Origin of the sequence: Kitasatospora sp. NPDC051984, from assembly GCF_044593455.1 — a bacterium.
Lineage (GTDB): Bacteria > Actinomycetota > Actinomycetes > Streptomycetales > Streptomycetaceae > Kitasatospora.
This window is the reverse complement of sequence record NZ_JBIUCB010000020.1, coordinates 1-12,321: the sequence shown is the minus strand read 5'-3', so window position 1 is coordinate 12,321 and position 12,321 is coordinate 1. Positions and strand designations below refer to the sequence as shown.

General features: G+C 73.5%; 13 protein-coding genes and 1 pseudogene. 6 read left to right on the top strand and 8 right to left on the bottom strand.

What is annotated here, in order from left to right:
* The first annotated feature begins 45 nt into the window (after positions 1–45).
* On the top strand, positions 46–1,032 hold the full coding sequence (locus ACIHEI_RS29045) for an ArsR/SmtB family transcription factor (protein WP_387648627.1): 987 nt from the start codon (positions 46–48) through the stop codon (positions 1,030–1,032).
* 7 nt (positions 1,033–1,039) lie between these two features.
* On the opposite strand, the gene ACIHEI_RS29040 is transcribed toward ACIHEI_RS29045, so the two are convergent.
* Positions 1,040–1,678 (bottom strand): hypothetical protein, encoded by a 639-nt coding sequence (locus tag ACIHEI_RS29040; RefSeq protein WP_396608751.1) that lies wholly within the window; start codon positions 1,676–1,678, stop codon positions 1,040–1,042.
* A gap of 195 nt (positions 1,679–1,873) precedes the next feature.
* Here ACIHEI_RS29040 and ACIHEI_RS29035 point away from each other — a divergent pair, with 195 nt between their 5' ends.
* The 3 genes from ACIHEI_RS29035 (at position 1,874) to ACIHEI_RS29025 (ending at position 3,269) form a co-directional block, all read left to right on the top strand.
* Positions 1,874–2,209: a hypothetical protein gene (locus ACIHEI_RS29035; RefSeq protein WP_396608750.1), complete on the top strand. Its 336-nt coding sequence runs from the start codon at positions 1,874–1,876 to the stop codon at positions 2,207–2,209.
* Positions 2,210–2,329: 120 nt separating this feature from the next.
* Complete coding sequence (locus tag ACIHEI_RS29030; RefSeq protein WP_396608749.1) at positions 2,330–2,674, top strand: hypothetical protein; 345 nt, start codon at positions 2,330–2,332, stop codon at positions 2,672–2,674.
* An 82-nt stretch (positions 2,675–2,756) separates the two neighbouring features.
* Entirely contained in the window at positions 2,757–3,269 is a 513-nt protein-coding gene (locus tag ACIHEI_RS29025) for a SigE family RNA polymerase sigma factor (RefSeq protein WP_396608748.1), read from the top strand.
* A 113-nt stretch (positions 3,270–3,382) separates the two neighbouring features.
* Here ACIHEI_RS29025 and ACIHEI_RS29020 read toward each other — a convergent pair whose 3' ends face one another.
* A complete protein-coding gene (locus ACIHEI_RS29020; RefSeq protein WP_396608747.1) occupies positions 3,383–4,771 on the bottom strand; it encodes a geranylgeranyl reductase family protein in 1,389 nt (462 codons plus the stop codon).
* 199 nt (positions 4,772–4,970) lie between these two features.
* Here ACIHEI_RS29020 and ACIHEI_RS29015 point away from each other — a divergent pair, with 199 nt between their 5' ends.
* Positions 4,971–5,516 carry a carboxymuconolactone decarboxylase family protein gene (locus ACIHEI_RS29015; protein ID WP_392955098.1) on the top strand — a complete coding sequence of 182 codons (546 nt, stop codon included), beginning with the start codon at positions 4,971–4,973 and terminating at the stop codon, positions 5,514–5,516.
* 78 nt (positions 5,517–5,594) lie between these two features.
* On the opposite strand, the gene ACIHEI_RS29010 is transcribed toward ACIHEI_RS29015, so the two are convergent.
* The 5 genes from ACIHEI_RS29010 to ACIHEI_RS28990 all read right to left on the bottom strand — a co-directional run bounded on the left by ACIHEI_RS29010 (position 5,595) and on the right by ACIHEI_RS28990 (position 10,387).
* Positions 5,595–5,999, bottom strand: a complete 405-nt coding sequence (locus tag ACIHEI_RS29010) for a hypothetical protein (RefSeq protein WP_396608746.1) — start codon at positions 5,997–5,999, stop codon at positions 5,595–5,597.
* 86 nt (positions 6,000–6,085) lie between these two features.
* Positions 6,086–6,988 carry an aminoglycoside phosphotransferase family protein gene (locus ACIHEI_RS29005; protein WP_396608745.1) on the bottom strand — a complete coding sequence of 301 codons (903 nt, stop codon included), beginning with the start codon at positions 6,986–6,988 and terminating at the stop codon, positions 6,086–6,088.
* A 6-nt stretch (positions 6,989–6,994) separates the two neighbouring features.
* Positions 6,995–7,711: a DUF4184 family protein gene (locus ACIHEI_RS29000; RefSeq protein WP_396608744.1), complete on the bottom strand. Its 717-nt coding sequence runs from the start codon at positions 7,709–7,711 to the stop codon at positions 6,995–6,997.
* A gap of 106 nt (positions 7,712–7,817) precedes the next feature.
* Positions 7,818–8,849 carry an NUDIX domain-containing protein gene (locus tag ACIHEI_RS28995; protein ID WP_396608743.1) on the bottom strand — a complete coding sequence of 344 codons (1,032 nt, stop codon included), beginning with the start codon at positions 8,847–8,849 and terminating at the stop codon, positions 7,818–7,820.
* A 119-nt stretch (positions 8,850–8,968) separates the two neighbouring features.
* Positions 8,969–10,387 (bottom strand): acyl-CoA synthetase, encoded by a 1,419-nt coding sequence (locus tag ACIHEI_RS28990; protein WP_396608742.1) that lies wholly within the window; start codon positions 10,385–10,387, stop codon positions 8,969–8,971.
* Between the two features lie 294 nt (positions 10,388–10,681).
* Between ACIHEI_RS28990 and ACIHEI_RS28985 the strand changes: the two genes are divergently transcribed.
* The gene (locus ACIHEI_RS28985) at positions 10,682–12,055 is read left to right on the top strand and encodes a S8 family serine peptidase (protein WP_396608741.1); all 1,374 of its coding nucleotides are present in this window, start codon (positions 10,682–10,684) and stop codon (positions 12,053–12,055) included.
* A gap of 77 nt (positions 12,056–12,132) precedes the next feature.
* Here the strand turns inward: ACIHEI_RS28985 and ACIHEI_RS28980 are convergent.
* A pseudogene (locus tag ACIHEI_RS28980) lies at positions 12,133–12,321 on the bottom strand (electron transfer flavoprotein subunit alpha/FixB family protein); the annotation flags it as partial.

Genomic DNA, 12,321 nt, shown 5'->3' with positions numbered 1-12,321 from the left:
TGATTTAGCCCGGGTCTGAATCCACGGCCCGGACGGGGGCACACCATGACGTTGCGGTTCCGGCTGGGCCTGGCCGATCTGGCCGGCACGTACTTCACCTGCTCGCCGCTCCAGGAGACGGTGCTCAGCCTGCGGATGTGGACGCACCCGGGCCAGTACCCGCACGGGGCCGCGTTCGAGGCGATGCGCCCGGCCTTCGAGGCACTGCCGGCGGCGCCGCTGCTGCGCGCCCTGGTGGCGAGCAACAAGTACGTGCCGGACTTCATGACGCCCCGCCCGAGCGTCCCGTTCCCGGACTTCGCGGCCGAGCTGGCCGTCGTCCGCTCTTTCGAACCGGCCCGGCTGCGGCGCGAGTTGGAGATCACCTTCCTGCCGCACGACCGCGCGATACCACCGCTGCTGGCCGCCTACGACGACCGCCCGGCGGAGCTGATCCAACTAATCGCGGACGCCCTGGAGCAGTACTGGACGCGGGTGCTGGAGCCCAACTGGTGGCCGCGCGCCCGCTCGGTGCTGCACGCCGACATCGTGCACCGCGCCCGGGTGCTGGCCGAACGCGGCGCGGCCGGCCTGTTCGCCGACCTCGACCACCGGCTGCACTGGACGGACGGGGTGCTGACCATCGACCGGAACTGGGGCTACGGCGACCTGGACATCGTGGTGGACCGGCGCGGCCTGGCCCTGCTGCCGACCTGCTTCGCGCGCGGCGCGATCACCGCGATCGGCCCCGACCTCACTCCGTCGATCAGCTACCTGGCGCGCGGCCAGGGCAACCTGACCGGCCCCGCCGACCCGCCGCCCGCGCCGCAGGCCCTGGAACAGCTGCTCGGCACGCCCAAGGCCCGCCTGCTCACGCTGCTCCAAGAACCCACCGCCACCACCGAGTTGGCCGTCCGGCTGGGCGTCACCCCGGGCGCCGTCAGCCAGCACCTCTCCGTCCTGCACGCCACCCGCCTGGTCACCCGCGCCCGGCACGGCCGCCGGGTGCTGTACGCGCGCAGCCCGCTCGCCGAACAGCTCCTCGGGCCCTGAGACCTCGTCAGCAGAACGCCATGACCGCGCCGGTCTCCACCGAGTGCCGGGCCGCCCGCATCAGCTGGAGGCAGATGAACGACTCGGTGCCGTAGCGCCGCCAGCCCTCGGGCACCGGGTCCTCGCCGTCGAGCACGGCGGTGACCTCGTCCGAGTGCGGGTCGAGCTCCTCGGGCAGACCGAGCGCAGCGGCCACCACCCGCAGCTCCGCCAGCAGCCGCACCGAGGACCCGAGCATCCCGCCGGACAGCTCCTCGTCGATCAGCACCGGCCCGAAGTCGACGGGCACGTAGTAGCCCTCGCAGTCGGAGTGGTGGATCAGGTGGTCGAACGGGCCGGCCGGGTCGTCCGGGATGTCGTAGTACGCCTCCTCCAACTCCCGGTCGTCGGTGGCGCGTTCGTCCTCCGCCAGCGGCTCGGGTAGCTGCCCCTTCGCGGCCAGGTGGGCCGCGACGCGGCGCAGCGTGTGCAGCCCCGAGTACCCCCACACGCGGTCGCTGAACCGCGGACCCGCCTCCGGCTCCTGCCAGGCCGGCAGGCCCTCGCGCTCCAGCACGGCGCGGATCGTCACGCACTCCGCGCGGAACCACTCCGCCACGTCGTCCTCGGCGCCGATCAGCGCCCCCACCATCACGTCGAGTCCCATGCCGAGGATGCTGCCAGCCAGCACCGACAACCGGCGGATCCCGTCGTCAACTCCCCTCCGGCACATCACGGTTGGGTAACGGCAGCTCCTTCGTGTGACCGCGCGCATCCCCGCACCCGTGTAGAGCTCAGAGCCGCGTTCGAGCGGGTCCGCATGGCCGGCGTGCGCAGATGACGACAGAAGGTGAGTCAGAGAATGAAGGACTTCCGTACGGACCTGAGTGACGAACTGACCGCGCTGACGCCGCCGCCCCTGGGTGACGTGGTGGCGGAGGCGACCAGGAAGGGCCGCCGCGCCCGCCGGGTGCGGACGGTCGGGCAGGTGGCCGGGTCGGCGCTGGCGATGGCGGCCGTCGCCGTGCTGGTCGGCGGCCAGTTGCACGGCGCCGGTGGCGGGAACGGGCTGGTCGGCCCGGCGGCCGGCGGCGCGCCCGCCCTGGCCGCCTCCGCGGCCTCGACCCCGTCGCCGGCGGCGTCCGGCGCCCTGGTCCGGGTGAGCGGCGCGGCCGTGCTCTCGACGGTGCTGGACTAGCTGCCCGTCGGCCTGGAGACCAGCGGATACGCGGCGAACGACGCCACCGAGGCGCACGGCAAGTACGCCGCCGACGTCCCGTTCGCCCAGGTCAACGTCCGGACTCCCAAGGGCCTGGGCATGATGCGGGTCTTCGTCGGCACCGCGTCCCCCGACGCCAAGTGCTCGACCAGCGACGGCTGCCAACGGGACAAGTACGGCCAGCAGGTCCGGGTCCAGCACGTGGACGACAACTGCATCCAGAACACCGTGGTCACCGTCCGCCACGCCGACGGCACCGCCGTCACCGTGCAGATGGCCAGCTGCCTGGCCTGGGACGGCAAGGCGAGCGTGCCCGCCGTCGTCCCGCTCAGCGAGGAGGCCGCCGCCGAACTGGCCGGAAACCCCGCTTTCCACAACATGATGACCCCCGCCCAGGGTGCGGCCGCGGCCGCCCGCTTCCCGGCACTCCCGCAGATCGGCTGACCTGCCCCAGTGCGGCCCCGGGCCTCCGGGGCCGCACTCCCTGCCCGGAATCCATCGCACGCACGATCGGGGAGCATCACTGGTGCGGAAAGAAGCAGAGTTCACCGCGTTCGCCGAGGCCGGGGCGGTCAGGCTGCGCCAGATCGCCTACCTGATGTGCCGCGACTGGCACCTGGCACAGGACCTCACCCAGACGACGCTGACCAAGATGTACCTCGCCTGGCCGCGGATCACCCGCCGGGACCTCGACCCGTTCGGCTACGCACGCAAGGTCCTGCTCAACAGCCTGCTCGACCACAAGCGCCTGCGCAGCACCGGCGAGGTGGCCGTCGATCAGATCCCCGACCGGGCCCCCGACACCGGCCACCACGGCGCCTCGGCGGACATCCGGCTCACCCTGATCGACGCTCTCGTGCTGCTCACCCCCAGGGACCGGGCGATCGTGCTGCTGCGCTACTGGGAGGACCACACCGTCGAAGCCACCGCCGAGATGGTGGGGGTCAGCAACTCCGTGGTGAAGACCCAGAGCATGCGCGCCCTGGCTACCCTGCGGGCCCACCTCGGCGAGGACCGCGCCGATCTCTTCGCTTCCTGAGGCTTCGTTCGGTCCCCAACCCCCGCGCCCGTCACACAAATGGGTCCGCCCGAGGAAGGGCTCTCCCCTCCCCGGGCGGACCCAGGACCACGTCAATCTGCGGACGCGTGTCCTCAACGTCCCGCGACCGACGCCAACTTCCGCGCCGCCCGGTGGTCCCGCATGATCTGCGCGAACGTCGTGTGACCCTGCGTGGTCCGCGCGAACGCCCGCCAGGCCGGGTTGATCAGCGAGACCGCCAGGTGGAACATGTGCGGCCGCTTCTCGAACGAGTCCAGCATGATCTTGCCGGCCCGCATCTCCACGCCCAGGCCCGCCTTGATCGCGAACGAGTAGTTGAGCGCCTGCCGCCGCACGTCCGCCGCCCCGTTCGCCTCGGCGACCTGCACGGCCCACTCACCGGCCAGCCGGCCCGAGCGCAGCGCGTACGAGATGCCCTCGCGGGTCCACGGCTCCAGCAGCCCGGCGGCGTCGCCGGCCACCAGCACCCGGCCGCGGGACAGCGGCGAGTCCTCGGCCCGGCAGCGCGTCAGGTGCCCGGACTCCACCAGCGGCTTGAACCCGGACAGGCCGAGCCGCCGAATGTAGTCCGCCAGGTACTGCTTGGTCTGCTCGCCCTGCCCGCGCGCCGAGATCACGCCGACCGTCAGCGTTCCGGAGTCGGTCTTCGGGAACACCCACCCGTACGAGCCGGGCAGCGGGCCCCAGTCCAGGTGGATCCGGCCGGCCCACTCGCCGGAGACCGCGTCGGGGACGGGGATCTCCGCCTCCAGGCCCAGGTCGATCTGGTCGAAGCTGACGCCGACGTGACGGCCGATCCGGCTGGCGGAGCCGTCCGCGCCGACCACCGCGCGGGCCTCCACCCGACGGCCGTCGGCCAGCGTCACGAACACGGTGCGGCTGTCGCCGCCCTGCTGCTCGACGCCGGTCGCGGTGACGCCGGTGAGCAGCACCGCGCCGGCCTGCTCGGCGGCCTGCACCAGGCGCAGGTCGAACTCGTCGCGGTTGACCACGCCGAACAGCATCCGCTTCGAGCGCCGGGTGCGGGTCCACTTGCCGTTCAGCGCGAAGGTGACGGCCGAGATCCGGTCCTGCAGCGGGAGCTTGAAGTCCGGCGGCAGCGAGTCCCGGGACGGGCCGATGATGCCGCCGCCGCAGGTCTTGTACCGGGGGTGCTCGGCCTTGTCGAGCAGCAGCACCCGCCGGCCGCGGGTCGCGGCCGCGTACGCCGCCGACGATCCGGCCGGTCCGGCGCCGACCACGACCACGTCCCACACCTCGTCGAGCAGCGCCGTCTTCTCGGCGTCCGCCTCCGCGTCGGTGCTCACGCTCTCCGCCGCCGCAACGTCCGACGCCTCGTCCGCCACAGCGTCCGACGGCTCGTCCGACGGCTCCGACGGCTCGTCCGCCACGGCGTCCAACGATCCGTCACCGGCGTCGTCGGCAAGGGCCGCGACCGGCTCGACGGGGTCCAGGTCCTGGGTGCTACCGGTGTCAGTCACGGTCGCCCATCCTAATCTGCCCACCCGGCTCTCCGGCCAGGACCCGCCCTTGCCGAACACCGGCCGAACAGCAGCTGAAAGACAGCCGGACGACGGCCGGAGGACGCGCCCCCAACCGGCCCGTCGCCTACCCGCTGTGACGGCACAACCGCAGGTCAAGGGCTTGCCAAGGACCTCCCGAACCGGTTCAGTAAGGGCCATGCCGCATATCGAGCTCCCCGCCCCCCACCCCGGAATCCGGGGCCTGCTCTCCTTCAACCCCGCGTCCGGCCTCCGCCTGAGCGAGCTCGCCGAACAGATCCTGCGCGGCGAATCCCCGCTGTCCGTCGGCGAACGCGAACTGATCGCCGCCTACGTCTCCTCGCTCAACTGCACCCGCTACTGCGCGGCCGCCCACGGCGCCACCGCCGCGCACCGCCTGGACGGCGACTACGCCCTGGTCGACGCCGTCCAGAACGACCTGGCCACCGCCCCCGTCTCCGACCTGATGCGGGCACTTCTCCAGCTCGCCGGCAAGGTCGCCGAGAGCGGACTGTCCGTCACCGAGCAGGACATCGCCGCCGCCCGGGCCGTCGGCGCGGACGACGCGACCATCCACGACACCGTGCTGATCGCCGCCGCGTTCTGCATGTACAACCGGTACGTCGACGGCCTCGCCGCCCTCACCCCCGACGACCCCGAGATGTACCGCATGATCGGCGCCCACCTCTCCGACCACGGCTACCTCCCCCAGCCCGGCGAATAAGCCCTCCCCCGCCGCCCGGACACCCCCCGCCCGGACACCCCCGCCCGGGCGGCGGCCCCACCCGGGCGGCGGCCCACCTCACAACTTGCCGAGGAAACGCTCCAGTTCGGACCGCGACTGGAACGACACCTTCACCCGCACCGGCCGCCGCCGCCCCGGCAGCCGCAGCCGCACCGAGTTCCAGGTCGTGCCGAGTTTCGCCTTCGTCACCATCGTGCCCGCCTCCGCGAGCGGCACCACGTGCAGCACCCGACTCGGCCCGTCCGCACTGGCCGCCCCGCTCAGCACGTACACCGAACGATCCGTCGCGACCAGGTAGTAGCCCTTGGCCAGCCACCGCCCCAGGAACGGGCCGAACGCCGCCATCAGCCAGTTGACCCCGCCGCTCACTCCCAGCACCACCAGCCGGGGCCGCTCGGTCTCGTCCATCCGCAACACGGCCCGCCGCGCCGCCGAGACCAGCTCCAGCTTTCGCTCCGTCACGCTTTCCCCACCTGTCCGCCGGCGCACGCACGTTCGTGCGCGCAGCGGCAGAGACTACCTCCCCCGTCCGTCGACCTGTGCCGGCGTCAAAGCCCCCGCAGGACATGGTCGAGCGCCGCCCGCCCCGCCGGCCCCCAGTTCGACTTCCCGCCGGGCAGGCCGCGATCCCCGTTCTGCCCCATCAGCATCAGGAACAGACTCTTCATCGCGGCCAGCCCACGCGCCCGCCGGACCGACCCTTCGTCCGCCTGCCCGTACCTGTCGAAGAACCGCGAAGCCCCACCCTCCGGAAGCAACAGCCAGGCCGACGCGAGGTCCCAGGCCGGATCCCCCGCGAAGACATCCCCGAAGTCGACGACGCCCGCCAGCGTCCCGTCCGCGACGACGACGTTCGCCGGATGCAGATCACCGTGCACCCACACCCGCGGCCCGTCCCACCCCGGAGCCGCAACCGCGTCCTCCCACACCGCCCGGACCTCGCCCTCGGCGAACCGGCCGCCGAGATCCACCGCCCCCAGGAAGTACTCGAACCCCTGCGTGCACTCCGCCGGGTGCCCCCCACGGTCCGACGACCCCGGCGCCTCCGCCGGCGCCGCCACGTGCAACGCCTTCAGGAAGCCCGCCAGCGCATCAGCCGCGTGATCGCCCCGGGTGATCACGCCGTGATCCAGCGGCGTGCCCTCCACCCACGTCATGACGGTCCAGATCTTCGGAAACCGCCCCGACGGCACCCCGTCCCGCACAGGCACCGGAATCGGCAACGGCAACCGCGCGGCGAGACCCGGCAACCACCGCCGCTCCTTCAGCTGCGACTCCGGACCGCTGTCCATCCGCTGCACCCGAACCGCCAACTCACCCCCGAGCCGCCACATCTGATTGCCCCACCCACCCGCCACCTCACGAATGGGCAACCCGGCCAGATCCGGATGCTGCTCCCGCAGCAGGTCGCGAACCAGGCCCTCGCTGATCTCAATCTCGGCTTCGGTCATGCGCAGTCACGGTACTTGCACGCCCCTGCCCGCCACCTCGCAGCCCCGCGCCGCACCCAACAGCGCCGCCCCGACCGCCAGCCCCGCGCCGCCACCGAAGCACGCCTCGTCCACGACGCCGCGCTCGCCGCGCCGCACCCGCTCGATCGCACCCAGCAGCGTCGCGGCGGTGAGCAGCCCGGCGGTGCGGCGGTCGGCGGAGCGCCAGGGCCCGGCGTGCCGGGCCAGCAGGGCGAGGCCGAGCAGTGAAGTCCCGTACTGCAGGCCGGTGTACAGCGGAACGCCGCCGACCCGCCGTTCCAGCACGGGCAGCGCCCGGACGCCGGCCCGGCCGTGGTGGGTGAACGCGTCCCAGGCCAGGTGGCTGACCGCGCCGACCGCCACCGCCCCGGCGGCGAGCGCGAGTTCGCCCGCCGCCGGGCGCCCCTCGGGCACGACGTCCGTCCACGCCCCGGGAACGGCCTCGCCGACCGGGCCCCGCCATGCCCCGTACCAGGCGGCGACCAGCCCGGCCCCGATCGCCACATCGACCGTCCCGGCGGCCCACCACCGGTGCGTCAGATCGCCGTGCCGGTACACCCCGGGCAGCACCGACTCGGCGAAGAACGGCACATCGGGCGCCATCGCCCCGGCCACCAGCCCGGCCGCCACCAGCGCCCCCTTCCGACGGGCACTCCGCAACCCGGGCAGCACGGCCGCAACATGACTCAACGTGAACGGCATGCCCGCATCCTCCCAGCACCCACCCCTGCCCGACCCGTCAACGCGCAGTCCCGGCCTCCGCCCGAGCGCCCGCCGCACCCGCCGGCAGCCGCCCCGCGAGGCCCTCTCATCGCGCGGGCGCAGCCCCCGTCGCCGCCCGCCGTCCGCCCTCCAGGTACCGCAACTCGCCTTCCGCGCGCGCCTCCAGCGCGGCAACGAGCCGGCGCAGCCGAGTGGCGGGCAGCATCTCCGCGGCTTCCCGCAGGGTGGCGAAGTGCCAGTCCCGGAGCTCCCCGGTCGGCAGGCGCAGCCGCAACACCTCGGACGGACCGAGCCGCCCGCCGTCGTAGACCAGCCGCAGGCCGCCGCGGCCGCCGCCCGCCCCGGGTTCCCAGTCGACGGCGAGCAGGAGCAGTTCCTCGGGGCGCAGCCGCAGGCCGAGTTCCTCCGCCGCCTCCCGAACGGCTGCCGCGGTCGGTGATTCGCCGCGTTCGACGACGCCGCCGGGGAACTCCCAGTGCGGTTTGTACGCGGGGTCGACCAGCAGCACCCGGTCCCGGTCGTCGAACAGCAGCACGGCGGCGGCGACGGTGTCGCCGTTCCCGCCCTCGGTGCGCACGATCGGACAGCGCGCGGCGCCGCTGCGCACCACTTCGGCGATCCGCTCGGCGGTCTGTCTCGGTGTCAGCAGACTGTTGTCGATCATCCGTGCGTCCCCGGCCAGCCAGCCCCGCGCGATCAGGTACGCGGGCAGCGCCTCCCGACTGCGCGCCCGAAGAGCCGCGTCCCCGGTGCCGATCCGGGCCCGCAGAATCGTTTCGACGGGGTCGAGGACGACGTGGTGGACGGGGAGGCCGCGCCCGGCCAGCGAGCCGAAGATCTCGTCGCGGTGTTCCTGGCGCAGCAGCGTCATCGGGACGAGTACGGGGCCGGTCGCCTCCTCGGCCAGCGCGGCGGCGGTCTCGGCGACCAGTCGCCGCCACGCGGGCAGCTCCTGCGGGTCGGTCACCTCGGCGAGGCGGCCGGGCGGCAGGGTGGCGCGCAGCAGCGCCCCGACGGTGTCCGGCTCGAACAGCACGCTTCCGGGCAGCAGCCCGGTCAGCTCCCGGCAGGCGGTGGTCTTGCCCGCACCGAATGCCCCATTGACCCAGACGATCACAGTATCCCTGCCCTCCGTGGCCGCCCGGCCGGTCCGCCGGGCAGCGCGGGGCCCGGGCCCCCACGCCATCCCAGTGGTACCCACTCCCCGCCGCCCTGAAAGGACCGGCCGGACAGGCTCTACGCGTCCGGTTCGAGCAGCCGCTTCTTCAGCACCTTGCCCATGGCGTTGCGCGGCAGGTCGTCGACCAGCACCACCCGCCGGGGGCGCTTGTGCACGGACAGCCGCCGCGCCACGAAGTCGACCAGCTCGCCCTCCGCCAAGTCGGTCCGCCCGGCGACCACGTACGCGACCACCACCTGCCCGAGGTCCTCGTCGGGGGCGCCCACCACGGCGGCGTCCGCGACGCCGGGGTGGTCGCGCAGCGCGGCTTCCACCTCGCCCGCGCCGATCCGGTAGCCGCCGCTCTTGATCAGGTCGACGGAGGCGCGGCCGACGATCCGGTGGAAGCCGTCGGGTTCGATCACGGCGACGTCGCCGGTGCGGAACCAGCCGTCGGCGGTCCACGCCTCGGCCGTCGCCTCCGGCCGTCCGAGGTACCCGTCGAACAGCGTGGGGCCCTGGATCTGGAGGTCGCCGACGCTCTCGCCGTCGTGCGGCAGCGGCTGCCCGCCCTCGCCGATCAGGCGGGTGCGGACGCCGGGCAGGGGCACGCCGACCGCGCCGGGCCGCCGTTCGCCGTCGGCGCGGGTGGCGACGGTGATCAGCGTCTCGGTCATGCCGTACCGCTCGGCGGGGGCCTGGCCGGTGAGCCGGCGCAGCTGTTCGAAGACGGGGACGGGCAGGGGGGCGCTGCCGGAGACCAGCAGCCGGGCGGCGGCCAGCTCGCGGGCGGCGCCGGTGTCGGCGGCGATCCGCGACCAGACGGTGGGGACGCCGAAGTAGAGGCTGCCGCGGGCGGCGGCGTACCCGGCGGGGGTGGGCCGGCCGGTGTGCACCAGGCGGCTGCCGGTGCGCAGTGCGCCGAGGACGCCGAGCACCAGGCCGTGCACGTGGAACAGCGGCAGGCCATGGACGAGGGTGTCGTCGGCGTTCCACTGCCAGGCGTCGGCGAGTCCGTCGAGTCCGGCGGCGACGGCGCGGTGCGGGATCAGCGCGCCCTTGGGGGCGCCGGTGGTGCCGGAGGTGTAGAGCACGAACGCGGTCCGGTCGGGGTCGTCGGCGGCGGGCCGCCACGTCCCGCCCGGGCGGTCGTCGAGCCGGACCGGAAGGGCCGTCAGCCCTTCGGTGTCCTCGGGCAGCCGGGTGCCCGCCAGCAGGGTGGCGGCGCTGTCGCGCAGGATGTGGGCGCGCTCCAGCGGCCCGGAGTCGGGCGGCAGCGGCACCACGGGGACGCCGGCCAGCAGTCCGCCGACCACGGCCACCACCGTCTCCGCCTCGGGCCGGGCGAGCACGGCCAGCGCGGGTGCCCCGGCGACCCGTTCGGCGACCGCCCCGGCAGCACCCAGCAGTTTCTCCCGGGACAGCGCCCGCCCGTCCACCACCACCGCGTCCGCGCGGTCGCCGTACCCGCCGTCCAGCGCCGTCAGCAGCCCCATGCCGTCACCCCGTACACATCGCCCAGTGCCCTCAGCTGTCCCATGCCGCCCGACTCTACGAGCCGGGGGCGCCGGAGTACACCTGCGGCGCCGTTCGCCTGGCGGCGCGTCATCGCCCGTGCTGAGCTGGGGCGTTACCGATTCTCTCCACTTCCTTTACCGAATCCGGTGGCCGATCGGAACCATCCCGACCGCCCGTCTCGGACTATGGCCCGGCCCCGCCGGGCCCGGTGGGATAGGGGTCGCCCCGACCGGTACGGCCGGGAACCGTCTCTTCGAGGAGTCTCCTTGGGCATGCACCCCGCCACCGCGGGTCCCCGACGCTCGAACGCGCTGCGTGCCGCCGCGCTGCTCGCCGTCGGGGCCACCGCCCTGACCGGCGCCACCGCGACCGCCCGGACGGCGGCCGACCTGCACCTGCCGGCCGCCTTCCACCTGCGCCCCGCCTCGGCCGGGCACATCGACGCGGTCGGCCGGACCGCGCCGATATCGACGTCGGACTGCGTGTCGCAGATCGGCATCCACTGCTACTCGCCGCTCCAGTACCGCCAGGCCTACAACCTGAACCCGCTGTACCAGCAGGGCGTCACGGGCAAGGGCCGCACCATCGTGATCGTCGACTCGTTCGGCTCGCCGACCATCCAGCACGACCTGGAGATGTTCGACAAGCAGTGGGGAATCCCGGACACCCAGGTCGAGGTGGTCAAGTGGGGCAACGTCCCGGTGTTCGACCCGTCCAACCCGGACCACACCGGCTGGGCCGGTGAGACCACCCTGGACGTCGAGTACGCGCACGCCGTCGCCCCGGACGCGCACATCGTGCTGGTGGAGACCGGCGTCGCGGAGACCGAGGGCGTCACCGGCCTGCCGGAGATGATGGACGCCGAGAAGTCGATCATGCAGCACCGCGACGTGGACGTGATCTCGCAGAGCTTCGGCGCCACCGAGAACACCTTCCCGGGCTTCGACAAGGGCGACTTCAAGTCCATCGAGAGCCTGCGGTACGCCTTCAAGTTCGCCGCCGCGAAGGGCGTCACCGTCCTTGGCGCCTCCGGCGACAACGGCGCCACCGACGCGATGGAGAACGGCACCGACCTGTACCCGTACCGGGTCAACTCCTGGCCGTCCTCGGACCCGCTGATCACCTCGATCGGCGGCACCCAGCTGACCCTGGACAACAACGGCAACCGCACCGCCCCGGACAAGGTCTGGCACGACGACTACGGCGCGGCCGGCGGCGGCGCCTCCGGCGTCTTCGACCGCCCCTGGTACCAGGCGGGCGTGGCGAACGTGACCGGCAACCACCGCGGCACCCCGGACATCTCGATGAGCGCGGCCGTGGACGGCGCCGCCTGGACGTACGAGTCCTACGACCCGACCCGGGTCGGCTGGCACCTGACCGGCGGCACCAGCGAGGCCACCCCGATCTTCTCGGGCATCGTGGCGCTCGCCAACCAGCTCGCCGGCCACCGCCTCGGCCAGCTCAACCCGCGCCTGTACGCGATGGCCGCGCTGCCCTCGCAGTGGAGCGGCATCACCGACGTCTCCGAGAGTGACAACTCCTGGAACGGCGTGACCGGCTACAAGGCCGTCAAGGGCTACGACCTGGCGTCCGGCCTCGGCACCATCGACGCCAACCGCTTCGTGCGCACCCTCGCCGGCCGCTGACACCCGGCCCCACCCGAAAAGGGCGCGGCCCCCGGGATCAACTCCCGGGGGCCGCGCCGCAGTTCAGCCTCGACAGGTCAGCCCTTGCGGGCCTTGACCTCGGCGGTGAGCTGGGGCAGGACGGCGAACAGGTCGCCGACGACGCCATAGTCGACGAGTTCGAAGATCGGCGCCTCGGGGTCCTTGTTGACCGCGACGATGGTCTTCGAGGTCTGCATGCCGGCGCGGTGCTGGATCGCGCCGGAGATGCCCGCCGCGACGTACAG